We start from the raw sequence: 23,805 nt of genomic DNA, 5'->3' as shown, positions 1-23,805 counted from the left end.
GTCATTCGTTGTATACGACGAACACCTTGCGTACGGTCTCGGTGACCGTCCACGTACCCTTCCATCCGATTGGGAAGATTGCACTCGTACCGGCAACGAGATGTACGGGATCGCCGTCGTCCTCCTCGACGGTCATGGCGCCGGAGACGATGGTGATGATCTCGCCGCGGGTGAGGAACTCCCACCGCGACTTTCCCGGTTCGCTCTCCCAGACTCCGGATTGAATGCGGCCGTCGTCACTGGTGAACTCGACATCTGCACGAGTGATGATGTCTCCGCCGAGTGGCTCTGCACTGGGTTGGCCGAGCAGTGCTTGCTGGAAGATCCCACTTGCGCTGTTCAACTCTGCGGCACGGAAGGTAATGGTCACAATTCAATCCTGACTTTCGAAACTCATGTGAATCATCGGACTTGTCGATGATGTCGTGTGTCTGCTGGGTCGGGATAGGTTCACTTGTCGCATCTTTCGGCACTTCGCTCGTACAGATGTCGAAAGTGCGATCGGCCACCATTCAACCGGGGTTCAGAGACCCGGCTCGCGCCGAAACGTGACCGAGCCAATGGCAAAGGGCCCCGCGTCGGTGATTTCGAACGAGGGTGATCGGTTGTGAGGCCTTACGTGGTGGTCGTGGTCAACGAGGTGATGAAGCGCTCGGCTGCCGCGTCGACCTCGGCGTCGGGGGTGAGCAACCTCTGCAGCAACAGTCCTCGCAGACATGCGGTTGCGATGATGCTCTGCTGCTTTGCATCCACCACTGTGAATCCTTCGCGAAGTGCTGCCGCTTCGAGGAGGTGAGCCAAGTCGTCGAGGTCGGCGGCGAAATCTTGAAATGCTTTGTGCTCGTAAACCGCAAGTCCGGCCAGGTGAAAAAAGGTGCGGCTTCGATCTTCATGCTCGGCGTTCGAGTAGAAACTCCAGATCGCCCTGCACAGGGCCGGGAACCCGAGATCCTTGCCCATCGCGGCTATGACGAGGTTGTCACGGCGGCGCGCTTCCGACAGTACGGCGCTGAGGAGACCTGGTCGTGATCCGAAGTGATAGGTCAGAAGCGTGTGGTGCACTCCGAGTCGCTCCGCTACTTGGCGCATCGACAGCTTCGGACTTGGGCCGGTTTCACCGAACTCGTCGAACAGTGCTTGTAACAGTCGCTCTCGACCCTCCCCAACCGGCGATCTCACGCTACCTCCATTGACGGGTTCACCACTGTTGAGTACGGTACCGCATATCGAATTCACCAGTGTTTAGGAGAGTGGTTTCTAATGCTCGGGAGGTCCCTTTGACTGACGTATGGTTTGCCGGCGGCATGGTCGCGGATGGATCGGGTACCGACCCGGTCGAAGTCGACGTGTGCGTGAGTGGCGGCATTGTCACAGCGATCGGACAGGCGCCGTCGGGTTCGACGACAGTTGACTTGGACGGCATGCTTCTGACTCCGGGGCTGATCGATGCTCATGTCCACCTGGGTATTTCGAGTCCGATCCGAAGGCAATTCGGGTTTGAGCTCTCGGCAGCGGAACTGGCTGCGGGCATCTTCGCCACCGCGGGCGATGCCCTCGACGCGGGCTTCACCACGGTGCGAGACGTCGGTGGCATCGACGGCGGAGTCGTCGACGTTATTGCGAGCGGCAAGGTGCGTGGTCCGCGTGTCCTCTCGTGTGGTCCTGTGCAGTGCCAGACCGGTGGACACGGCTACTACGGGGCCGCATGGGAGCCGACCGAGCTGTGGAACATGCACCACATTCCAGGGCTCTGCGCCTTGTCCTTGATGTCGGGTAATGCCGACGAGCTACGACGCAACGTGCGCGAATCGTTCCGCCGAGGGGCCACATTTCTGAAACTGTGCGTCACCGGCGGTGTCGTCGGAGGCCATGACCGCCTCACCGACACACAGTTCACCGTCGAGGAAATCTCCGTGGCAGTGGAAGAAGCAGCGTCGCGCGGCACCTACGTCACGGTCCACGCGCACAACAATGCGGGCATTCGCAACGCAGTGCGGGCGGGAGTGCGGTGCGTGGAACACGGCACCGACATCGACGCGGAGACTGCCCAGTTGATGCGCGAGCATGACGTGGCTCTGGTCCCTACCTTCGCCGTGGTCGAGCAGTTGACGGACACCGAAAGCATGGACCTGGACCCTGCAATACGAGAACGTGCAGCCGGAGTGCGTCAACGCATGGCCAGAGCGCTCGCGGCCTCTCGCGCAGCAGGCCTGAGGATCGGCCTGGGCTCGGACCTCATCGGGCCGCACCAAAAGCGCCGAGGTGAGGAGTTGCGCTTGCGCGCGGAGTTGGAGTCGCCGATGCATGCACTCGTTTCGGCCACCAGCGTCAATGCCGACATTCTCGGTATCGGGAAAACCGTCGGGACTATCCGCGTCGGTATGCAGGCGGACATGGTTGCCTGGCAGCAAGACCCACTCCGAGACGCAAAGGTGTTCGCCGATCCGGACATGGCTGCTCTCGTCGTGAAGTCCGGCAATATCGTCAAGGGAGACGTTCGATGAGCGCAATGCTGCACGGATGTTTTGCAGACACGGAGTACTTCGAAATAACGGCGAAGTCGGGGCACAGCTACGGCGTCTGGGTGACCACACCCCCCGGCTACGCGGACTCCACGGATCCCTTACCGCTGATCTACGTGATGGACGGCAACTGGGCTGTAGGTCTTACCGCCCCGCTCATCGTCACGCAGGCAGACCCGTACCTGACGGTCGCCCCGTACATTCAGGTCAGTGTCGGATATGCCGGTGAGGAGGCCGCCAACTGGGCACGGCTCCGCAACCGCGATCTCGTGCCGCCTGGGGAACCGGTAGGCGAAGAAATGATGGCTACTCTTGCCGCTGCTCGCGACTCGGGTGCAATGACCCAGGAGTACGTGGACGCCTACCTCGAGGAGCTGGCAGACACCCACGGGGACGTCTTCCTCGACTTCCTGACCAACGAACTCCACCCTCGCCTGTACTCGTCGGAGCTACGTGTCAGCGAGTCCGGGCACGGACTCTTCGGGTACTCGTACGGAGGCCTTTTCGCCCTCTACGCATGGCTGCGCGACGCGCCCCCATTCGCGACCTTCGGTGCGGGTAGTCCCGGAGTTGTGAACGCTGACAGCCAGATCCACACACTGGTCGAGGCGCTGCCCGAGCGTGGCGTGGGCTCAGTTGTGCCGCAGCTGCACGTTACGCTGAACGAAGCCGAACTGACTGGACCAATTCCGATCTATCGCGGACTGTCACGCAACGTTCTCGCCGTCGTGGAGCAGTTGCATGGCAAGGGACGGTCGCAGGATGTTTCGACCGCGTTGTTGCACGAGACGCACGTTACCGGGCTGCAGGCATCGTTCCTGAGCTACTTGAAGACCTGCCATGCACGTTAGAGCTCTCCGTCCCGGAGACGATGTGCCGCTGACACGTTCTAGGGCGATTTTCCGTAGACGCCGTTGAAGGAGAAGTCGGCTGTGGGTGTCCACCACGTGGTGGACACCCACAGCCGTGTCTCTTCAGTTGTCGCGGCTATCGATTCTCCAAGCCGGACAACACTTCTAACCCATGACCGTCCCGGTCGACTCGGCATTGGGTGCCCGAAGGCGGGAGAATGCGCCGAGGTCGATTTCGAGCCCGGTGTGCATCCCGACATAGGTCAGGGGATCAGCGTCGTGATCGTGTCCAGCTTCCACTTCGTCGATGATCCTGGACATGAGGCGCCCAGCGATGGGCGCATTTTTGAATTGGTTCCCGCTGGTGCCCATGGCGACGTAGAAACCTTGTCTGTCTGTCTTGTCGTAGATCGGGGTCCAGTCAGACGCTGCGTCGTACACGCCGGCAATACCTTTCGGTTGTGAAGGGACCTCCAGGGTGGGGAAACGCCTGGCGGCGCGGAAAACCTGCGCTTCGAATCGGGCAACAGTGCGATTCGGGTTTGCGGTATCAGGATCGTCGATCCACTCGAGCGGATCGCAATCCGGTTCGGTTCCGCCGACGAGGAAACCGTTTCCAGGTTCGGCTCGCATGTAGGTTCCGAGATCCAAATCGGCGATCATCGGGCCGAGGATCTCGTTTTCGTTGTACTCAGTGGGTGCGGTGATGTGATGGACTTCCTGACGCAAGGGCCGAACCGAAACCTTGAAGTCGGACCCGACATTCGAGAGCTTGTTGAACGCTCCTGACCAGGGGCCGGCGGCGTTGACGACAATCTTGGATTTCACACTTTCCCCGTCGTCGAGCCCTAGCTGCCATGTGCCGTCAGGCAACTGCTCGACTGCCACCACACGCGTGTTGTATGCGAAAACCGCACCGTGCGAACGTGCTGCCGCAGCAAGATTCGCGGCTGCCAGTTGCGGGTCGTCGACGAACCCCGCCTGCGGTGTGTACAGCGCGCCGAGCGTGGTTTCCGCATCTGCGAAGAAGGACTCCGAGTCGACTGGCTTCGGTGGATAGTATTTACCTGCGTCGATACCGGGAATCTTTTCGACGAGTGTCGTTGCGTCCCAAAGTTGGTAGTCGATTCCGATCTTCTCGAACAGTCCAATCGTGCGCGCGTGGGGTGCGACGTCGACATCGAGCAGTGCCATCCCGCATTGCCGAAACTTCGCAAGCGCGCCGTCGACTGTCGCGTTGAGATGCTCGTTCCAGTTTTGCCAGCAATGCAGCGACTCCCAAGCCGCAGCCATACCGTCGAATGTGGAGTAGTTGAACCGGATGACCGCACTGGATGCACTGGTCGAGCCGTAGCCCGGACCACCAGACTTGTCGATGACCAGGACTTCGTAGCCTCGAGCGGCCAGTTCGTAGGCGATGGAGCTGCCGATCACTCCAGCTCCGACCACAACTGCATCGGTCTTGTCGGTAGGCACTTTCGGCCCCTCTTTCTACTGATGGCTTCGCCGGATCGAAAGCGCAGCTATTCGATCCGGCGAGCTTGGGTTCTGGTAATTCTGACGCCGTCGACTTCCTCTGGAGACCCGTATCCCGACTTCTCGGATTCGGCTCTGCCTTAATGGATTTGGTACCTGAAAGTCCAGAGGTGTCCGTCGTCCTCAACTCTCTCGTGGCGGCCATCGGAACGCTATCGACAGCTGCTCAAAAAATCACAGCCGTGGCGCGTCCGTTGTCAGAAATGTTTCGTCGAGCTGCCCCGCGTGGCAGACCAGTCTTTCGATTCCGGAATCCCTCGCCACAGAATGGGAAGTGCGATCAAAGCGATGGCGGTCGCGTAGAAGGCAGGCGACAGATCGCTTCCAGTGGCGTTGACCAGTGCTGCGCACACCAGCGGCGCAGTTCCTGCAAAGAGCGCATATGCGATGTTGTAGGGGATTGCCGTGCCGGTGAATCGAGCATGCGTCGGCATCATTTCGAGGATTACGAGCAAAGCGGACGCGAGTAGGGAAAGCGCGATGACCAGAGCAGCCAGTGCAATGGCAATCGCGAAAATGTTTCCGGTGCCGATGAGCATGTAGCTGGGCACCGAAACGAAAACTGACATCACCATGCCGATTCTGACGAGAGGTCTCCGGCCGATTCGGTCGACCGTGGCGCCGAAGAAGATGAACAGCGGGACTGCGAGAACCAAAGCGCCGGTTGTCATCAGCAGTGCCACCGTGCTCGAAACGTCGGCTGAAAGAATCAGAAATGTCGGCATGTAGCCGAGCAGCATATGAGTAACGACACCGAGCGAGGCGAAATACACGAATGACGTGAGCAGAGTCCGCCAGTGATTGCGGAACAGATCTGTGAGAGGGCGGGTTGGAAGGGAATCGTTTTCTTTCATTTCCTTGAAAGCCGGAGTTTCCTCGACCGCAAGCCTCATGAACAGTCCCACCATGGCGACAACGCCTCCGATGATGAACGGCCAACGCCATCCCCCTTCGGCAAAGGACTCAGTGCCGACCAAGCTGAATGACAAGACTGTGACCGTGGCCAAGATGCTGCCGACGAACGACGAAGAGCTGATAATCCCTGCGTACAAGCCTCGGCGGTGAGACGGCGCATGCTCGACGACGAAGGTTGCCGCTCCGGTGTATTCGCCGCCGGCCGAGAATCCTTGAACCAAGCGACAGAGCAGCAGCAACAGCGGTGCTGCAACACCGATCGAAGCGTAGGTCGGTAAGAGGCCGATAGCCGCTGTCGAGCAGCCCATGAGCGTAATTGCCAGGGACAGTGACCTCCGCCGGCCGAGGCGGTCACCCAGTCTTCCGAAGAATATGCCGCCGGCAGGTCTGGCCAAGAATGCGACTCCGTAAAGAGCGAAGGTGGCAAGCAGTGCGCCACTGCCGAACTCCGGAGGGAAGAACACTGTCGCGAGAACTGCGGCAGTGAAACCGTAGATCGTGAAATCGAACCATTCGACGATGTTGCCTGTCGCGCCGGCGATCAGCGCCCTGCGGCGCGCCGATCGACGTCCGGGTGAAGTCTCGATTTGATGCTCTACAGGAGCATTCGCTGTACCGGTCATGAAAAATTCCTCTCGGGATATGCTGAATGGCAACGGTTTTGCGACGTCACGGTGGCCGATGTCGTTCGGAGGCATGCGAAATTGAAAGAGGCCGACCGGACCCACGTTGATCGGGCGAACGGAGGTTGCGATCGATTCCGGATCAGGGACGACGCTTTCTCACGCGAGAGCGTGTCGGCTGGCTTCGGCCCACAATGCAAATCTCACGGCTGCAACGAATCTCGTCGCTTTCGTGCAACCTGTCGTTGCTGGGTATGCCTGGTCGCGGGCCGAGCGAACACGTTCCGGGTCTCATGTGCTTCGGCATGTAGCGAGCCTATGGCGCGAAAGTTAGTTGCATCACTGTCATTCGTTCAAATTGTCGCGGACGAATTTAGTCATATGTTGCAAAACGGCGAGCGTGGCTCGTACAGTTCGACCATGGCCGGAGAACTACAGCATTTGGTGGATACTACCGGGCGCCGACTGGACCGTTCCGTTGCGATCGATGATGCACAGATCCGTCTACTCGCGTACAACTCGCATGACAGTGCCGTCGATTCAGTCAGAATGAATTCCGTTCTACAGCGGAATGTTTCACGCGAGATTGTGGACTTCATCTACGCGAGTGGAGGCCGTGAAGCCCTCGATCTCTTCACTGTTCCCGTCAACGAAGGACTAGGGCTGACCCTTGGCCGGGTCGGGATGCCGATCCGGTACCGCAATGCGCTGCTGGGCTTCGTCTGGCTGTTGACTTCAGAGGGCGAAGTTGACGAGGATCAAGCCGAGGTCTTGAGGCGCACGGCTGATGCGGCGGCGATGATCCTCCACCGCGAACAGTTGCTGGACGAGTTGTCCCGAAGTCGGGAGCGGGAACTTACTCGAGACGTACTGTCTGGCGAGCGGTCGCTGCGCGAGGACGCGGCAAGCAGATTGGCTGATGAGGGCTTGATGGCTGCGGGTCCAGCAGTCGCGGTCACTATGTTGCTTCGTCCCGTGGACCGGTCGACATTGACCGAAAGAGATCGTCTGAGTGTTGCCGTCGGCGTCGATCAGCTTCGGCGGAGGCTCCCGCGGAACAGTGCAATCCAACTCGACCGCCCCGACCACAGTCTGTTGATCGTATCGGTGGCCGAACGCTCGACTCAAACCCATCTGGACTCGTTGATCGTGGCAGCCCGGGAGCGAGTCTTGTCTGAAAGTGGGCGCCAGAACATCGAATGTTGGGTTGGTATCGGTGAACCGCGAACCTCGGTTGCAGACGTGCGCGAATCCTACGAAGAGTCCAGACGTTCCGCAGATGTGGCCCAGGTCGTCAAGGTGCTCGGAAATGTTGTGCATTATCGGGATCTCGGCGTCTACGGACTTCTGGCCGAACTGTCGGAGGATCGACTCGAGAACAGTATTCACTCAGGTTTGCAGTCCTTGCTCAGCCATGAGGACTCAAAAAGTGAGGCTCTTCTCGCGACGCTGGAGAGCTTTTTGGACAATGCCGGTGACGTAAAGCGAACGTCCGAGGCGCTCTGTGTGCATCGAGGGAGCTTGTACTATCGTTTGCGGCGAATTCAGGAGATAACACGCGCAGACTTGGCAAACGGCGACGACCGGTTGGCATTGCATTTGAGTCTGAAAGTCGCGCGGTTGTTAGATCTCCGATGATCCCAACCGAGAAGAGGGGACTGCGGAAGAATCCAGCGGCTCAACGTAGTTTGGGGCTTTCGATCGTCAAGCATGATGGTTCTGGGGTGGGAAAGGAAGCGCGTCGTACATCGGCCGGGGTGGGTTGGCTTGACCTGCTGAGACGTTCATACGTTTGATCGGGCACCTTCTATCCTCCTGTCGGCAGATGCGGCGGAGTGCAACTTTTTCGGGCATTGAAAGTGCAGAATCGTCCAGATGGGTGTCGAGCTGCGTGAAGAACGCGCGTTTTTGCAAACCGAAATGACGACGAATTTGGTCTGAGTTCGGTCCCCCGGTACGCAGATGTTTGCGCGCAAACTGGACAATTTGTTGCCGACTGCACACAGGGGATTTCGCGTCCATCCCGTTGGCTCCCTTTACGGTTGGATTGGATCAGATACCTGAGCCGGTGCGATTTTTACGCACCCCTTGACTGCAGGTCTGGTCTGATCTTTCCGAAATTGGAGTCGCGGAGATATATGCAGTTGTTCGAGATCGTTCCCCCGAAATTGAACAAACGCGCCAGACTGGATTGTGGCCATTGATGCTGCACGTCTAGCCATTTGCTTGCTGCTGAACTGGCTGGTCAGTACGACACGGTATCGGTGATGTTGCCGGCCTAACGCCAAACGGTGAAATGGTTCTGCCAGGAGAACGACACGTTTTTGCCGGCATTCGAGACGACGACTCCGCGTGGATCAACTTCTGAGGGAAGGGGAACCGACCACATCATCTTTCCGTCGCGAGCCCGGATCGCGTGCATGCCGGTGTAGTCGCTGAAGACGAAGTGGTCGCCATCGGTTACCCCGCTGCGAACCCAGTACGCGTCTTGCCAGGGCGTTTGCCACAACTGTCGGCCACTCTCGATGTCGAGACCCGAGATTGTGCGAGTCTCGGGAGACGTGACCAGGATTGTTTTTCCTACCACTGCGGCGATGGCGCTTCCCGTCCCGGCCATCGCGGTGTTGACGATTTGTGAACTGCGCCAAAGTTCGTCACCGGAATTCGGGTCGTAGGCGCCGTCGCCGAGAAACATCGGCAGGCCCGTCGAGGACTTACTTGGGTAGGACGACGATGAGTACGAGGGAATCGGTATCGCACGAATCGTGGATCCATTTGAAGCCAAGAGGTTTTGGGTTCCCACATAGCCTGATCTGCCGCCGACACTAGTCAGGAACAATCCGTTCCCTGCCGGGGCAAGCGAATCACCCTCGAATCTGAATCGTTCTGCGCCGGAATCCAGATCGTAGATTCGATAGCGGTACTGTGGGTGCCCGCCATCGCCCTGTTCCATCGCAATGACAGTGTCGGTGTGAGGGACCGTGTAGACGGCCCCGAACTTCTCACTTGGTTCGAAGGTGCGAACGAAGTTGGCCGTTAAGTTGGTTGTGTTGCCGCTGGCGAGAATTCGTGTTCGAATCGTTCCGTCCATCCTTTCGCCGGACGTGTACACGGTGTCTCCGGTGATGACGGCGCCATTGAGATCGAAGTCGGTTCCGAGGTCGGACATAAGAGTTCCGGTCGCGGTATCTACAAAGATCATCCGTCGATCGCCCCAGCACGCGATGATCGTGGATTCGTTCTGCTGACTGCACTGGCCGATGACTCCGCCGATTCGCGTTTTCCACAGCGGACTTCCGTCGTCGGGATTCACACCGACCAGTGTGACGGCACCGACTCCCTGACTCGACGAAGACTCGTCGGTCTTGGGAAGGGGATAAGCAGTCGCGGCCACCAGCACGTCACCGACTTGGTATGTGTTGCCGTAGCCGTAGTAGCGATCGAGGCCGGAAGGCATCGACAGCAGTACGTCGCCGGAGTTGTCCGTGAGCGTTCGAACATCGAGTTCCCAAGCTTGTTGCGGAGGATCGGAGAGGTCCACGTCGACAACGCCCTGCTCGACGATCGGACCGCCTGTCTTCTGCTTCGGCGAGGCCGCCTCACTGGAGTCGGAGAGTGCCGATACGACGATGAACGCGATCGCCACGATCAACGCCAGTCCGAGGGCGACCAGTTTCCAGTGTTCCTTCAACCGAAGCTGCATCGAAAGACCGTAACCGATCGAGCAAACTGATCGGTTCGTTTCGCGGACGGCCGGCTCGATGTCGATCGCGAAATCGATCCCACGGCCTACCGCGTCAGGGCCGGGTAGCGTTTGTCTCCGACCAAGAGGCTGAGAACCGTCGCTGCGTAGTGAAAAACTCGGGGGGAAATTGCGGATCGTCCCTCGTTATCGCCGCCCGCTCAGGCACTCCAGGGACGCTATGGGCCGCACCGACCAAGTATCACCGTGACATCTTCGAGCCCACCCGGTGATCGCGGCACACCGGACCCGGACCTGCACAGCCCGCGCGTGGCGGAGGTCTTCGCTCAACTCTTCGACGCCCATGCCGCCGATCTTCGTCGCTACGTGTGTGCCCGAGCCGGCGAACATCATGCCGACGACCTCGTCGCCGAGGCTTTTGCCGTCGCGATCGATCGTCGATCCACCTACGACCCTAGCCGGGCTCCCGTTCGCGCTTGGTTGTTCGGCATCACCCACACCCTGCTCAGGGCACACTTTCGCTCCCAGGATCGCGCCGAACGCGCACTCGCGCGGGTACATGGCGAACGTGCCGTGTCCGAGACTGCGCCGGAAGACCTTGTCACGGCTCGGGTGGACGCGTCCCGCCGCCTCGAGGTGATCGCGTCGGCACTCGCCGAGCTGACGGAGGACGAACGCGACGTGCTGCTCCTCTCGTCCTGGGCCCATCTCGAGCCGGCTGAGATCGCGGAGATCCTGTCCGTGCCGGCCAGCACCGTCCGGTCCAGGCTGCACCGCACACGCACTCGCCTGCGGACTTTGCTGCTCGACTCCGAAAACCTCCAACAAGCCTCGGGAGAGAACTGATGCCGAATCGTCGGACCGATCCCCTGGACGACACGTTGCTCGAACTCCGCGATGCGCTCGACAAGCCGGACGTCGACGCCTTGGCAGCGATCCGGAATCGGGTCCTCGCCGACGCGGAAGCGGCCGAAAGTTCTCCGCCGGTACCCAGTCGCAGGTTTGCTCTGCGGCGCGTGCCCGCTTCGGTCTACGCCGGTGCCGCGGTGCTCATGGCCGTCTGCTTGGCTGCGGTGCTGGTGCAGTTCGCACCTTCAGAGCAGACAGGCACTACGGGTGGTGTGTCGCTGCCGGTGCCTTCCATCGAACTCGCCTCCGCCGAACACGTCCTACAGCAAGCCGCGCGCTCTCTCGAATCGATCGAGATGATCTCCGTTCAACAGGGACCGTTTCGACTCGTCGAGGAGCACGCGTGGGTCCAACAGGGGATGGAGTACGGATCTCCCTACGAAGCAGGGCCCGACGCTCAACGCAACGGCTACACCTACCTGCTCGAAACCCGTTCGCAGCTATGGATTCCGGCAGACGAAACACAAGAATGGCTCGAGCGGCGGTCAACTGGCCAGTCGCGGTGGCTCGGCGGCACGACGCCGGAGAGTGAATCAGCTCTGTACGTCGACGAAACCCGAAACGGGGAATGGCGTGCCCGCTGCGGCAGATTCTTCGACGACAATCGCGACAACATCAACTGCGTTCCGGACGACTGGGACGATCCCAACTTCTATGGGTCGCTGCCCGCTGACCCCGAGGGGTTGCTTCGATGGCTTCGCGACTACACGGCGCCGCGCGGTTCGACGCCGGAAGCGATGTTCCACATCGCGATTGAAATACTGAGAGCCGGCATGATGCCGCCTGACGTCAAAGCGCAGTGGTATCGCGCGATCGCCGGAATCGATGGTGTGGAGACCGTGGAACAGACCACGCTCGACGGTCGATCCGGAATCGCACTCGGGCTCAGTGGTGTTCACGAGCGTCGCGACTTGATCATCGATCCGGGAACCGGTGAGTTCATCGGTGAACGACGGGTCGCGGGCGCAGCTCCGGAAGATCCTTGGATAGCCCCCGGCACCGTGTTGGGGACAAGTTCGATCACTGTCCGACCCGTCGACGAATTGGGATCCGAATAGGGAACGTGCTCGGTGTGACGAAGTGTGGTGGCCTCGTACACACGAGACCACCACACCGACGGCGTCAGACGTAAGGCGAGTACGCCGGGAGATCCAACTGACCGTTGCCCGACAGTCCGATCACAATCACCTCGGGTTCGGTGACGGCGCGAGCGTGAGCGATGGCGCCGGCAACCGCGTGGGTTGATTCCGGAGCCGGGATGATCCCTTCGGCGCGGGCGAAAATCAGACCGGCCTGGAGCGCGTCGTCCTGATCGACCGCAATCGCATCCATGAGTCCGAGGTTGACCGCATGCGAGACCATCGGCGACATACCGTGGTAGCGAAGGCCACCGGCATGGATCGCCGGGGGAACGAAGTCCTTACCCAGAGTGTGCATCTTGAGCAGCGGAGTCAGCCCGGCGACGTCACCGAAGTCATAACGGTACTCGCCCTGGGTGAGGGACGGGCATGCCGAAGGCTCGCAGGCGACCAGACGAGTCTTGGTGCCTTCGCGAAGGTTTCGTCCCAGGAACGGGAAGGTGAGTCCGGCGAGGTTGGAACCGCCACCGGCGCAACCGAACACGGTGTCGGGGACGGCGTCGCCGGCTTCTTCGAGCTGGACCATTGCTTCCTGACCGATCACGGTCTGGTGAAGCATGACGTGGTTCAGCACGCTACCGAGTGAGTAGTGCGTGTTCGGATCCTGCGCAGCGACCTCGACGGCCTCACTGATCGCCATACCAAGCGAGCCGGTGGTGTCGGGATGCGACTTCAACAGTGCGCGTCCGGCTTCCGTCAGGTCGGAAGGCGACGGGTGACAGATTCCGCCGTATGCCTCCATCTGGATGCGTCGGTACGGCTTCGAATCGAAGGAGGAGCGAACCTGCCACACTTCGACGTCGAGTCCGAGCAGTGCGCCCGCGAACGACAGCGACGCACCCCACTGGCCTGCACCGGTTTCGGTGGTGAGCTTGGTGGTTCCTTCGATCGCGTTGTAGTACGCCTGCGCGACAGCAGTATTCGGCTTGTGTGAACCGACCGGGCTCACGCCTTCGTACTTGTAGTAGATGCGAGCAGGTGTGCCCAGAGCGCGCTCGAGTCGGTGCGCACGGAACAGGGGAGAGGGCCTCCACATGCCGTAGATCTCGCGAACCGTCTCCGGGATCTCGATGTAGCGCTCGGTTGCGACTTCCTGCGCGATGAGGTTCATCGGGAACAGCGGCGCCAAGTCCTCGGGGCCGAGCGGCTCACGAGTGCCCGGATGCAGGTGCGGGGGAACAGGCTCGGGGAGGTCAGCCGCCAGGTTGTACCAGTGCGTCGGCACTTTCGACGGGATGGAGACGCCCAAAGGCTCGAGCGAACGGTTGAGTGGGGTGGTGGTCAACTAACTCTCCTTCGTGGATTCGGTACCTGATCTTGGCGGTCGTAGCGACGACGCGTACGGCATTTGCCGGATCGGGGATCCTGGAGAGGAGCCTGCTGGACCACCCGATGTCGGTCCGGGCAGCACGCAGTTGCGGCTGACCGTCAGCGGTCGGGCCACCAGAGGTGCGCAGTGAGCAGGGTCACGAGCCGATCGTACATCGGTACTCGCACCCTGCTCACGTCGGGCGCGGCTACATTTTCGCCATCCTCCGTCGGCTCAGCGACATTTTCGCCATCCTCCGTCGGCTCAGCGGAAAATCATGCACGTCGTAGTTCCGTGCGCCACCAACTTGCCGTTCTTGTCCAAGACCTTGCCCTCTGCCGTCGCGGTACGCCCGCCCACGTGAATGACACTGCCGTGGGCTGTCAGTTCGTCACCGTCGAGAGGCACCGTGCGGATGTAGTTGAGCTTGAGTTCGAGGGTCGTGTAGCCGACGCCGGCCGGAAGCATCGTGTGTACCGCGCAGCCCATGACCGAGTCGAGCAGCGTTGCGCAGATTCCGCCGTGGACAGTGCCGAGCGGGTTGCTGAAATCGGCACGCGGGGTCAGGGCGAAGCTCACCGATCCCTCGTTGACCTCGCGCATCTCCATGCCGAGGAGGCGTCCGATGCTGGGTCGGTCGTTGACCTGCGTTCCCATCCAGCGGAGAAGTTCGAGGCCTGTCATCTGCGCCGGATCGACGGTTGCGGTTGTCTCGTCACTCATTGTTTCATCCCATCGCTATGTAGGTCGTCATACATAACGTAGCGTATGAGTCGACAGGTGTACCGACGGCCGAAGGATCTGTGACATGGCAGAGCTGAGCTCACGTGATCGCATGATTCGTAGTGCGGTCGAACTGATCAGCCGCAACGGTGTCGATGCGACATCCTTCAGCGACGTCATCAAGCACAGCGGCGCGCCCCGTGGGTCGATTTACCATCACTTCCCCGGCGGCAAGACCGAGCTGATGGTCGAAGCCGTGCGCGCGGCTGGTGCGATCATCACCAGACGAATCAGCTCGGCTGCGGCCACCGGTTCCACTGCCGACGTGATCGAAGCGGTCGGAGACATCTGGCGACTCAATCTCACGCGCTCGGACTTCGCGATCGGCTGCCCGGTGATTGCCGGCGGGTTGGCGCGCGCCAGTGAGCCAGAAGTCGCGGAAGTATCGGCTGAGGTCATGCTGGGATGGCAGAAGTTGATCGAATCGCAACTCGAAACTGCGGGTTATCCTGCAGTGCAAGCAAAGTCGATGGCAAACCTGACGATCACGTCGGTCGAAGGTGCAGTGGCGGTGTGCCAGACGACTCGAAGTATCGAGCCGCTCGAACAGGTCATCGCTTCACTGCAGGGGCTCTCTCGTTCTGAGGCTTGGTCCCGCTGAGCCTTCGGGGGTTGACTTCGGTCGCCAAGTATCCGTAACTTCATGTAACGGCTAATTAGGCAGGAGTAGGCGATGACACATTGGTTCGACCTCGAACCGGTCGGTGTGGATTTCTTCGACACGGCGCCGCATATCTTCACGTACTCGATCGACCTCGCCGCCGAACCTGATGTCGTCTGGGCCGGTCTGACCGCCGACGAGCCTTTGTCGTGGTGCCGACTGCTCACAAAAGTGCACTACACCTCGCCGCGCCCCTACGGCGTCGGCACGCGCCGAATCGCGGAGGTGGGCGGTGGCGCGATGCAGATGCGCGAAAAGTTCATCACCTGGGACGACGAAACGCGTCGGCACTCGTTTTACGTCGAACAGTCCAATGTTCCGCTGTTCCAATCCTTCGCGGAGGACTACCGCGTCGACGAGCTCGCAGTGGGTTCGAGATTGCAGTGGAATTTTGCATTCTCGCCGCGTCCGAAGCTGTCGCTCGCGGTGCGCGGCGGGGTACCGGTCAACTCACTGATCTTCTCGAGCTTCGTGCGCGATACCAAGCGGCACTTCGGTTCTGCGCCACGCCATTGACTTTCTTCCCTTCATGCGAGAGGTATCCATGACCACACTCGGAGAATCGTTGACTTTGCCCTGTGGGCAGATACTGCGGAATCGCACTATGAAAGCTGCGCTCAGTGAGGCTCTGGGGGACCGGACTCATGGACCGTCCACCCGCTTGGAAACGCTGTACGGCCGTTGGGGCAGTGGCGGGTTCGGATTGCTCGTCACCGGCAATGTCATGGTCGATCGATCGCAGATCGCCGAACCGGGCAACGTCGTCGTCGACGACGATCGTGATGCCGAAGCGCTGACTGCCTGGGCCAAGACTGCCAAGAACGGCGGCGCCGAGATCTGGATGCAGCTGAACCACCCAGGGCGGCAATCCAACCCGATCGCCAGCAGAGGTCGACCGGTCGCACCGAGCGCGATTGCTCTGAAGATTCCGGGAATGGCGACGCCGCGAGAACTCTCGACTGCTGAGATCGAAGAGATCATCGACAAGTTCGCGGAAACCGCTCGCGTCGCCGAGTCCTCCGGCTTCGGAGGCGTGCAGATACATGCCGCCCACGGTTATCTTGTTGCGCAGTTCCTTTCGCCGTTGTCCAATCAGCGGACGGACGAGTGGGGTGGAGATCCCGAGCGTCGACGACGCTTTCTGATCGAAATCGTTCGGCGCATACGCTCGACCGTTGCTCCCGGATTCGCGGTGTCGGTCAAACTCAACTCGGCTGATTTCCAGCGCGGCGGATTCTCGGAAGACGAATCGCGAGAAGTAGTACGCGCGTTGACCGAAGAGTCGGTCGATCTCATCGAGATCAGCGGTGGCAGTTATGAATCGCCGGCCATGATGGGTAAAGCGCAGAAGCAGAGCACTCGCGATCGAGAGGCATATTTCCTCGAGTATGCCGAGACGGTTCGAGCGATTGCCGGCGACATTCCCTTGGCGGTCACCGGCGGCTTCCGCTCGCGATCGGCGATGGTCGAGGCACTCGCTTCCGGCGCCTGCGACGTGATCGGCCTCGGCCGGCCGACGATCACGATTCCCGACGCGGCAACCGTTCTCCTGGAATCGAATCGGGAACGATTGATCGTCCCGACTGTGGAGTTCGGAGCGCGGAAGTTGTTGGGGAAGGTTGCCGACATCTCGATGCTCGACGGTGCACTCGACCTGCAGTGGCACACCGATCAGTTGCATCGAATGGGCGACGGTAACGAGCCGGATCCGGCTCGGCCGTGGTGGAAAACCCTCGGGACCATGGTGAGGCGAAACGGAATCGATGCGCTTCGCCCCACCAAACGAGCGGCTTGATCAGTTCGGTGCACCGATGTTGAGTTCATCGGGATGCGCGCCGACGCGGGTACCGTCGTCGAGAGTGTCGATTTCGCTCAGATCGAGATCAGTGAGTTCGAAGTCGAATACGTCGATGTTCTGAGCGATCCGGGCGTCATGCACTGATTTCGGGATGACGATCAGGCCGTTCTGCAGGTGCCAACGGATCAGGACCTGCGCGGCAGTCTTGCTGTGGCGGTCACCGATTCGAGTGATGATCGGATCGGTGAGCAGCGTGTTGGGCTTCGATGCCTTACCCCAACCCGCGTTGCTGGTACCGCCGAGTGGGCTCCACGATTCGACCTTGATCCCGTGCTCGGCGGCCTTGTCGCGGATCGCGTGCTGCGTGAGGTGCGGATGCAGTTCCACTTGATCGACTGCCGGCAACAATCCGCCGCGATCGACGAGAAGCTGCAGATGATGCGGCTCGAAGTTGCACACCCCGATTGCCTTGGCGCGGCCCGATTCCGCGATCTTTTCGAGCGCGTCCCAAGTGCGGAGGAGTCGGTCGTTGTCCTGCAGTGGCCAGTGGATCAGATACAGATCGACGTAATCGACGCCCAGCTTGTCGATGCTGCTGTCGAAAGCCTTCAACGCCTGCTCGTAGCCCTGATCTGCATTCCACAGCTTCGTGGTGAGGAATATGTCCTCTCGCGCGACGGACGAGTTGGCGATACCTCGTCCGACGCCCTCTTCGTTCCCATATGCGGCAGCGGTGTCGATGTGCCGGTAGCCGGCGTCGTCGAGAGCGAACCGCACTGCATGCTCAGTTTCGTCGTTGGTGGCCTGCCAGACTCCGAGGCCGAGTTGCGGGATCGTGGTTCCGGAATTCAGCGTGATGTCAGGATTGCTCATGGATCAAGGCTAGCGATCTCGAGCTTTCCTTGCCTGGGTCAGAGTCGCCTGGGTCAGAGAGTCGTAGCCGAGTACCCATGCGCCGCTGCAACACTGTCGGACAGGAGCAGGCCGTCGTGTGTGCTCAGTCCTGACCCCAGGCCGGGAACTGCCGCGACCGCGTCCTTCCACCCCTTGTCTGCCAATGCGACGACGTACGGAAGCGTCGCGTTGGTGAGCGCGTACGTCGACGTACGGGGGACGGCTCCGGGCATGTTCGCAACGCAGTAGAAGACCGAACCGTGAACCTGGTACGTCGGATCGGCGTGCGTGGTCGCGTGTGAATCCTCGAAGCAGCCGCCCTGGTCGATGGCGATGTCGACCAGGACAGAACCCGGCTTCATACGCGCCACCAGGCTGTTGGAGACGAGAGTCGGCGCCTTCGCCCCGGGGACCAGCACTGCGCCGATGACGAGGTCGGCGTCGAGTACTGCCTGTTCCAGTTCGAGGCTGTTGGACGTGATGGTCTTGACCTGGCCGTGGTACAGCTCGTCGATTTCCCGCAGGCGAGCGATCGACAGATCGAGAACGGTGACGTCGGCCTGCATGCCGTAGGCCACGGCGATGGCGTTTTTGCCGGAGACTCCCGCACCGATCACCACGACCTTGGCGGGGCGCACTCCGGGGACGCCGCCCATCAGCACTCCGCGTCCGCCGCCGTGACGCATCAAGTGGTAGGCGCCGGCCTGCGGCGCAAGGCGTCCGGCTACTTCGCTCATCGGTGCGAGAAGGGGCAGTGAACCGTCGGAACCGACAACGGTTTCGTAGGCGATGGAAGTGGTCTTCGAGGCCAGGAGTGCGTCGGTGCATTCCTTCGACGCCGCCAGGTGCAGGTAGGTGAAGAGCACCTGATCCTGACGGAGTCGCGAATACTCTTCTGCAATAGGTTCTTTGACCTTCAGGAGCAGATCTGCGTCTGTCCAGACCTGATCGGCGGACCCGAGGATCTGCGCGCCCGCGGCCTTGAAATCCTCGTCACTGAACGAGGAGCCGACGCCTGCGCCCGTTTCGATGACGACCTCGTGCCCTCGGCCGACAAGTTCGTGGACGCCTGCTGGGCTGATAGCCACGCGGTACTCGTGGTTTTTGATTTCGCGGGGGATTCCGACCTTCATGACACGGCTCCGAACTGAGTCTGTTGTTTCTTCGAATGGCAGGTGCCAAGCATGAAGTTTCGTCGTCAGATAGTGAAGAGAAGTGAAGATAATTCTCTAGGCTGTATTCATGGTGCGCGAAAGTTCAAAAATCGGTATTCAGACGGCCGCCTCGCCGAAGCATGTTCGGGCTGCCGTGAAGTTGGACGAGGTCGACCGGGTTCTGCTCGAAGAGCTGGCGAAAGACGCGAGGATTCCGAACAATGCGCTGGCCGCGATCGCGGGAATTGCGCCGTCGACATGCCTCGGCCGTGTGCGCGCCTTGGTGGACAACGGCGTGATCAGGGGATTTCACGCGGACATCGACCCCGCCGCTCTCGGAATGGATCTGCAGGCGATGATCGCAGTACGCCTGCAGGCCAACGCACGGTCGCACCTCAACCGGCTCGGCGACGACTTCGCCAAGCTGGACTCGGTGCTCAACGTGTACTTCGTTGCCGGTGTCGACGACTACATGCTGCACGTCGCAACGACGGATTCGGCGCAGTTGCGTGACTTCGTCGTCAACAATCTCTCGGCACATCCAGCGGTTGCTGCGACCGAGACGATTCTGATCTTCGAACACGTCAGGCCTCGAGGCGGTACTGCCTGATTAGTTCTCACCTGATGGCGGGTCGACGCCCGGACCAGGCGTTCTCGAGGAGTTCGCTCAGGCCCGGCGGGGTGATCTCACGCGGGTTCGGATACGCGGCGGAGGTGGCGAGTTCGACTGCATTTTCGATTTGATCGTGACTCATTCCCAGTTCTTGCAGAGTGGTCGGTCCGCCGCACGCGGTGACGAGGTCGAAAACGCCGGTAGCGGCATCGGATGCGCCCAGAGCAGTCGCTATTCGCGACATCACATCCGGGACAGCAGGCGCGTTGAATGCCATTGCGTGGGGGAGGACAACGGTGTGGGTGGGAGCATGCGGCAAACCGAAGCTGCCACCGAGGGTGTGGCACAACTTGTGATGAAGCCCCATACCGACTGTGCCCAAGCAAGTTCCGGCCAACCAGGCCGCTTGCAGTAGTTCGGCCCTACCTTCCAGATTTTTCGGATCATCGACAATGCTCGGCAGCGCACGGGTGATCCCGGCGATCGCCTCGATCGCCATCAAGTCCGTGATCGGGTTGGACTCGGTGGAGTACAACGCTTCAACCGCATGCGCCATCGCGTTGACGGCGCTGGTGACGGTGGTATCCAGCCGCAGATCGAGAGTGAGGTCGACGTCGTAGATGACGGTTTCGGGTCTGATGTGGGGAGAGGAGCGAGTTGTCTTGCGTCCGTTCTCTGTTTCACCCAACACCGGAGTGACTTCTGATCCCGCGTACGTTGTCGGAACGACGATCTGATCGAACCCCGCTCGTAGTGCCAGTGCCTTGGACAACCCGGTTGCCGAACCGCCGCCGATCGCGACGACCGTGTCGACGTGATGGTTCTCGGCAAGTCTCAGCGCGGCTGTCGTGACTTCGATCGGAGTATGCATCACAGCGCCGTCGAAGCGGACCACCGCCATGTCGCCGAGAGATTCGGTCACGGCGGCGGCAACCGCGTCGAGTCGACGACTTGCCAGCACCATCACTCGGCTACGGCCGAGCCGCCGCACTTCTTCGGCGATCGTATCGATCATCCCTTGGCCGAAGACAATTCGAGCCGGTGAAGCGTCGTACGAGAAGGGCTTCATGTCATCCCTGCGAAACGGTGGCGTGCATTTCCCAGACGATGACCTCTGCCCCGGTATCGGAGCTGAGCTGCTGACCTCCACCGCCGGATACTCGCACCGCGTCACCTTGTTCGAGCACTCCGACGCCTTCCATGGCGGCCTGACCGTCGGCGACAAAAACATGCAGGAACGGTGCGTCCGGCAGGGTCACAGGTTGTCCGGGTTGCAGACGCGCAACGTGCATCGCGGCGTACTTGTTCTTGATCCGGATTGCCGAGTGATCGGCGTACGCGTCCATGCCCGACGCGACGGGAACCAGTCCACCGGCAAGCAATTCGGCGTCGATCTCCAACTGCTCGTATCCGGGTGTGATTCCGGCCTCGTCGGGGACGACCCACATCTGGATGAAGTGAACCGGATCGCTGTGCTTGTCGGAATGCGCGCCCGCCACGTCACCGAGTCGCCACGAATCGTTCTTCTCCGAATGCAGGATTCCCGTTCCAGCGCTCATCCGCTGGGCGAGACCGGGGTAGATGACGCCCGAATGCCCCATCGAATCCTGATGTACGAGAGAACCTCTCAGTACCCAGGTGATGATCTCCATGTCCTGGTGCGGGTGGGTGTCGAATCCCATTCCGGGCGTGACGATGTCGTCGTTGTTGACCAGGAGAAGACCGTGGTGAGTGTTCTTCGGGTCGTAGTGATTGCTGAACGAGAACGAGTGCTTCGAGTCCAGCCAGCCGGCATTGGACTTGAAGCGATCCTCGGATCGACGGATATCGAGGTTCGGCTGCGACAGAGTGGAGGTCATGGTGTGCCTTCCGAATGGTGTGGGGGAGAGCAAGTTTTCAGAGGACGTGATTGCCGTACATCTCGCCGAGGGGGTCGGCGATCAGCTCGAGTCGAGCGCCGTCGGGATCGCGGAAGTACAACGAAACCTCGCTGTGCTCGATCAGTTCGACGCCGGCCTCGGTCAGTTGGGTGCGCAGCTTCGCCCACTTGGCAGGTTCGACGCTGATCGCGATGTGGTGGAGACCGCCGAGCACCTCTTGATATGGGCCCACGTCGAGACCCGGGAAGTCGAAGAAGGCCAGAAGGTTGCCATTGCCGATGTCGAAGAAGAAGTGCGACGACCCGGGATAGTCACGGTTCTCGATCAACTCGGTGAGTGGGAATCCGAGGAGATCCTGATAGAACTTCACGGTTCGTTCGACGTCACTGCTGATCAGGGCCGTATGGTGCAGGCCGCGTGCGGTCGATGCGGGTCGTTTGTCGGCGGGGATCAGATGTCGATCCCTGATCTCGGCCCGGCGTTCCTCGAACTGCACTGCGTTGTCGAACTGCACTGCGTTGTTGTCGCTCATGGCGCCCGCCTCTCGGTTGAACCTTCTCTTCGAACAGGTAGTTGACTGATCAACTACATTGAGAATAGATCATTTGATTTCGTTGTCAACTACTTCGGATATGCTGGTGTCATGGAATCGACGCGGTGGTTGAGCGACACGGAGCAAACGGCCTGGCGGGCTTACCTGGACTCGACCCGACTGCTCCAGCGTGTTCTCGATCAGCAGTTGGTGCGAGACTCCGACATTTCCTTCACCGATTTCGAACTGCTGGTCGCTCTCGCCGAAGCGCCCGGGCGGCAACTGCGCATGAGTGAGCTCGCCGATGCTGTGATGGCTACCCGAAGTGGTGTGACCAGGGCCGTAAATCGATTGGTCGGCGCAGGGTGGGTGCGCCGGGTTGAGTGTGTCGACGACAAGAGGGGCGCTAATGCGGAGCTGACCGACCAGGGTGCCGAGAAATTGGCGTCGGCAAGCCCGGCGCACGTAGCCGCAGTGCGGGAGAGCATGTTCGATCTGCTGAGTCCGCGAGATGTGGAGCGACTGGGTGTGGTCTTCGGTGAGATGCGTCGGCACCTTCTCGGGACCCAGCCAGGTAATTGACAGAGCAACGGTCCACGTCACGTAGTTGGTGAGGGCTGCGAACGGACTGCCATCATTGTGTGGTGACCCGCATTCGTATGTTCGCAACCGACCTCGACGGCACCCTGCTGCGCTCCGACCGAACGATTTCGGCGCGCACTGCGCAGGCCATGGAGAACGCGCGGCTCGCCGGAATCGAAGTTGTGTGGGCGACGGCCCGCGCCCGGCATTCGGTACACACTTTGGCGAACTCGTGCGGATTTCGCGGTAAAGCTGTGTGTGCCAACGGAGCTGTGATTCTCGACCTCGCCGACGGGACTCCGGAGATCGTCGACACCGTCTCGATCGAAATATCCTTGGCTGCAACGGCTATGGAGCAAGTTCGGGCGCTGGTTCCGGGCGTCGTGTTCGCGAATGTCGGACCCACGCAGTTCTTTGCCGAGCCGGAGTATGCCGCTCTGTGCGAATTCGCGGACCATCACCGGCACCTGCACGAGATGGTGCTCGCCGATACCCTGCCGCTGGACGTGGAGCCGATGGTCAAGATCGTGGCCCGGCATGCGGAAGTTCCCAGCGCCGACCTGTACCGAACAGCGGTCGCTGCGGGCATCGAGGGCGTGGAGTTGACCCACTCCGGCGCCCCGTACATGGAAATGGCTGCAGCGGGCGTCTCGAAGGCCAGCGCTCTCGCGCAGTTGTGCGCGATCGACGGCATCGACGCGTCGGAAGTGGCGGCAGCCGGTGACGCCTTCAATGACGTTGCCATGCTGACCTGGGCCGGAACAGCTCTGGCGCCGGCTAACGCCAGAACCGAGGTCATCGAGCTCGCCGACCGAATTTTGCCCACGAACGACGAGGACGGCGTGGCGAGCTACCTCGAAGAGTTGGTTGCGGGGCGCTAGTTCAGCTGCTGACGGCCTTGGGTCCGGTGCCGATACCGACTCCGCAGTCCGTCATGAATTCGGAGAAGACGCGGTCGAAGCGATCCGGGTAGTCAAGGTGCGGGAAATGTCCGGCGCCCGAGAGTGCAAGGTAAAACGCACCTTCGGCGGCAAGGTTGGCAATCGGCAGTTTCTTAAGTATTCCGTTCGATGGCATTGTTGATTCAATGGACTACAGGGTGCGCCATCGGGAAGCGAGAATTTTATGCTGGGGTCTGAAGAGTAGCGAGTTGCGAGCATTGCGTCGTGCGGCAACGGTCGATACAGAGAGTCCGAGATTTGTATTGGGGAGCCCAGTCTGACGCAAGAAGTGCGCACCGACGACGAACTCCATTTCTTTCTTTTCAAATTCTACAGGAGGTAATTCCTATCTTGAATGTGTTCGCAGAAGTGGTTTGCGAGATGAATGTACTGGTAGGACCCCGTTTGGTGAGCCACTCGCTATCAGAGAATCAATGCGTGTGAATACAGCTGGCAGCGT

General features: G+C 60.6%; 25 protein-coding genes. 11 read left to right on the top strand and 14 right to left on the bottom strand.

The annotated features are described in order from the left end of the window. Position 1 precedes the first annotated feature (1 nt). Both ACKAMS_RS08375 and ACKAMS_RS08370 read right to left on the bottom strand, forming a co-directional pair. Positions 2-370 (bottom strand): cupin domain-containing protein, encoded by a 369-nt coding sequence (locus ACKAMS_RS08375; protein WP_007734139.1) that lies wholly within the window; start codon positions 368-370, stop codon positions 2-4. A 245-nt stretch (positions 371-615) separates the two neighbouring features. Next, positions 616-1,179, bottom strand: a complete 564-nt coding sequence (locus tag ACKAMS_RS08370; RefSeq protein WP_408988873.1) for a TetR/AcrR family transcriptional regulator — start codon at positions 1,177-1,179, stop codon at positions 616-618. 98 nt (positions 1,180-1,277) lie between these two features. On the opposite strand from ACKAMS_RS08370, the gene ACKAMS_RS08365 reads away from it, so the two are divergent. Beyond that, positions 1,278-2,504, top strand: coding sequence for an amidohydrolase family protein (locus ACKAMS_RS08365; RefSeq protein WP_225320273.1), 1,227 nt, complete (start codon positions 1,278-1,280; stop codon positions 2,502-2,504). Next, a complete protein-coding gene (locus ACKAMS_RS08360) occupies positions 2,501-3,373 on the top strand; it encodes an alpha/beta hydrolase (RefSeq protein WP_020968453.1) in 873 nt (290 codons plus the stop codon). Before ACKAMS_RS08365 ends, ACKAMS_RS08360 begins: the two co-directional genes overlap by 4 nt. A gap of 165 nt (positions 3,374-3,538) precedes the next feature. Here the strand turns inward: ACKAMS_RS08360 and ACKAMS_RS08355 are convergent, their stop codons facing one another. Together ACKAMS_RS08355 and ACKAMS_RS08350 are read right to left on the bottom strand one after the other, a co-directional pair. Beyond that, a complete protein-coding gene (locus tag ACKAMS_RS08355) occupies positions 3,539-4,849 on the bottom strand; it encodes an FAD-binding oxidoreductase (RefSeq protein WP_019746926.1) in 1,311 nt (436 codons plus the stop codon). Positions 4,850-5,106: 257 nt separating this feature from the next. Continuing rightward, positions 5,107-6,447, bottom strand: a complete 1,341-nt coding sequence (locus ACKAMS_RS08350; RefSeq protein WP_037120120.1) for an MFS transporter — start codon at positions 6,445-6,447, stop codon at positions 5,107-5,109. 318 nt (positions 6,448-6,765) lie between these two features. On the opposite strand from ACKAMS_RS08350, the gene ACKAMS_RS08345 reads away from it, so the two are divergent. After that, complete coding sequence (locus tag ACKAMS_RS08345) at positions 6,766-8,085, top strand: PucR family transcriptional regulator (protein ID WP_408988872.1); 1,320 nt, start codon at positions 6,766-6,768, stop codon at positions 8,083-8,085. A gap of 66 nt (positions 8,086-8,151) precedes the next feature. Here ACKAMS_RS08345 and ACKAMS_RS08340 read toward each other — a convergent pair whose 3' ends face one another. Together ACKAMS_RS08340 and ACKAMS_RS08335 are read right to left on the bottom strand one after the other, a co-directional pair. Next, positions 8,152-8,469, bottom strand: a complete 318-nt coding sequence (locus ACKAMS_RS08340) for a hypothetical protein (protein ID WP_134771713.1) — start codon at positions 8,467-8,469, stop codon at positions 8,152-8,154. A gap of 256 nt (positions 8,470-8,725) precedes the next feature. Further along, the gene (locus ACKAMS_RS08335; protein ID WP_408988871.1) at positions 8,726-10,150 is read right to left on the bottom strand and encodes a PQQ-binding-like beta-propeller repeat protein; all 1,425 of its coding nucleotides are present in this window, start codon (positions 10,148-10,150) and stop codon (positions 8,726-8,728) included. A gap of 246 nt (positions 10,151-10,396) precedes the next feature. Here ACKAMS_RS08335 and ACKAMS_RS08330 point away from each other — a divergent pair, with 246 nt between their 5' ends. Together ACKAMS_RS08330 and ACKAMS_RS08325 are read left to right on the top strand one after the other, a co-directional pair. Next, positions 10,397-10,996 (top strand): RNA polymerase sigma factor, encoded by a 600-nt coding sequence (locus ACKAMS_RS08330; protein ID WP_019746930.1) that lies wholly within the window; start codon positions 10,397-10,399, stop codon positions 10,994-10,996. Next, a complete protein-coding gene (locus ACKAMS_RS08325; protein WP_408988870.1) occupies positions 10,996-12,117 on the top strand; it encodes a CU044_5270 family protein in 1,122 nt (373 codons plus the stop codon). Before ACKAMS_RS08330 ends, ACKAMS_RS08325 begins: the two co-directional genes overlap by 1 nt. A gap of 64 nt (positions 12,118-12,181) precedes the next feature. Here the strand turns inward: ACKAMS_RS08325 and ACKAMS_RS08320 are convergent, their stop codons facing one another. Together ACKAMS_RS08320 and ACKAMS_RS08315 are read right to left on the bottom strand one after the other, a co-directional pair. Then, positions 12,182-13,483, bottom strand: a complete 1,302-nt coding sequence (locus tag ACKAMS_RS08320) for a TrpB-like pyridoxal phosphate-dependent enzyme (protein ID WP_003945451.1) — start codon at positions 13,481-13,483, stop codon at positions 12,182-12,184. A gap of 288 nt (positions 13,484-13,771) precedes the next feature. Then, entirely contained in the window at positions 13,772-14,230 is a 459-nt protein-coding gene (locus ACKAMS_RS08315) for a PaaI family thioesterase (RefSeq protein WP_003945940.1), read from the bottom strand. 85 nt (positions 14,231-14,315) lie between these two features. On the opposite strand from ACKAMS_RS08315, the gene ACKAMS_RS08310 reads away from it, so the two are divergent. The 3 genes from ACKAMS_RS08310 to ACKAMS_RS08300 all read left to right on the top strand — a co-directional run bounded on the left by ACKAMS_RS08310 (position 14,316) and on the right by ACKAMS_RS08300 (position 16,746). Then, positions 14,316-14,891: a TetR/AcrR family transcriptional regulator gene (locus ACKAMS_RS08310; protein ID WP_007734151.1), complete on the top strand. Its 576-nt coding sequence runs from the start codon at positions 14,316-14,318 to the stop codon at positions 14,889-14,891. Positions 14,892-14,963: 72 nt separating this feature from the next. Continuing rightward, positions 14,964-15,467, top strand: coding sequence for an SRPBCC family protein (locus tag ACKAMS_RS08305; protein WP_408988869.1), 504 nt, complete (start codon positions 14,964-14,966; stop codon positions 15,465-15,467). A 28-nt stretch (positions 15,468-15,495) separates the two neighbouring features. Next, the gene (locus tag ACKAMS_RS08300) at positions 15,496-16,746 is read left to right on the top strand and encodes an NADH:flavin oxidoreductase/NADH oxidase family protein (RefSeq protein ID WP_070385833.1); all 1,251 of its coding nucleotides are present in this window, start codon (positions 15,496-15,498) and stop codon (positions 16,744-16,746) included. Here the strand turns inward: ACKAMS_RS08300 and ACKAMS_RS08295 are convergent, their stop codons facing one another. Together ACKAMS_RS08295 and ald are read right to left on the bottom strand one after the other, a co-directional pair. After that, the gene (locus ACKAMS_RS08295) at positions 16,747-17,622 is read right to left on the bottom strand and encodes an aldo/keto reductase (protein ID WP_408988868.1); all 876 of its coding nucleotides are present in this window, start codon (positions 17,620-17,622) and stop codon (positions 16,747-16,749) included. Positions 17,623-17,675: 53 nt separating this feature from the next. Next, positions 17,676-18,776, bottom strand: coding sequence for an alanine dehydrogenase (ald, locus tag ACKAMS_RS08290; RefSeq protein WP_408988867.1), 1,101 nt, complete (start codon positions 18,774-18,776; stop codon positions 17,676-17,678). A gap of 109 nt (positions 18,777-18,885) precedes the next feature. Here ald and ACKAMS_RS08285 point away from each other — a divergent pair, with 109 nt between their 5' ends. Further along, a complete protein-coding gene (locus tag ACKAMS_RS08285) occupies positions 18,886-19,407 on the top strand; it encodes an Lrp/AsnC family transcriptional regulator (RefSeq protein WP_019746936.1) in 522 nt (173 codons plus the stop codon). Between the two features lie 7 nt (positions 19,408-19,414). Here ACKAMS_RS08285 and ACKAMS_RS08280 read toward each other — a convergent pair whose 3' ends face one another. Genes ACKAMS_RS08280 through ACKAMS_RS08270 form a run of 3 tightly spaced genes read right to left on the bottom strand, consistent with a single transcriptional unit; the run spans position 19,415 to position 21,822 of the window. Continuing rightward, positions 19,415-20,479, bottom strand: coding sequence for a maleylacetate reductase (locus ACKAMS_RS08280; RefSeq protein ID WP_408988866.1), 1,065 nt, complete (start codon positions 20,477-20,479; stop codon positions 19,415-19,417). Position 20,480: 1 nt separating this feature from the next. Next, complete coding sequence (locus tag ACKAMS_RS08275) at positions 20,481-21,269, bottom strand: pirin family protein (RefSeq protein ID WP_408988865.1); 789 nt, start codon at positions 21,267-21,269, stop codon at positions 20,481-20,483. A gap of 37 nt (positions 21,270-21,306) precedes the next feature. Next, positions 21,307-21,822 (bottom strand): VOC family protein, encoded by a 516-nt coding sequence (locus ACKAMS_RS08270; RefSeq protein ID WP_020968462.1) that lies wholly within the window; start codon positions 21,820-21,822, stop codon positions 21,307-21,309. 111 nt (positions 21,823-21,933) lie between these two features. Here ACKAMS_RS08270 and ACKAMS_RS08265 point away from each other — a divergent pair, with 111 nt between their 5' ends. Together ACKAMS_RS08265 and ACKAMS_RS08260 are read left to right on the top strand one after the other, a co-directional pair. Further along, complete coding sequence (locus ACKAMS_RS08265; protein ID WP_408988864.1) at positions 21,934-22,404, top strand: MarR family winged helix-turn-helix transcriptional regulator; 471 nt, start codon at positions 21,934-21,936, stop codon at positions 22,402-22,404. Positions 22,405-22,466: 62 nt separating this feature from the next. Then, entirely contained in the window at positions 22,467-23,285 is an 819-nt protein-coding gene (locus ACKAMS_RS08260) for a Cof-type HAD-IIB family hydrolase (protein WP_408988863.1), read from the top strand. A gap of 1 nt (position 23,286) precedes the next feature. On the opposite strand, the gene ACKAMS_RS08255 is transcribed toward ACKAMS_RS08260, so the two are convergent. Then, complete coding sequence (locus ACKAMS_RS08255; RefSeq protein WP_408988862.1) at positions 23,287-23,481, bottom strand: hypothetical protein; 195 nt, start codon at positions 23,479-23,481, stop codon at positions 23,287-23,289. Between the last annotated feature and the right edge of the window lie 324 nt (positions 23,482-23,805).

Origin of the sequence: Rhodococcus sp. 5A-K4, assembly GCF_046097995.1 — a bacterium.
Taxonomy (GTDB): domain Bacteria; phylum Actinomycetota; class Actinomycetes; order Mycobacteriales; family Mycobacteriaceae; genus Rhodococcus_F; species Rhodococcus_F erythropolis.
Note: the sequence above shows the minus strand (reverse complement) of the source record. Positions and strands in the feature narration are given on the sequence as shown.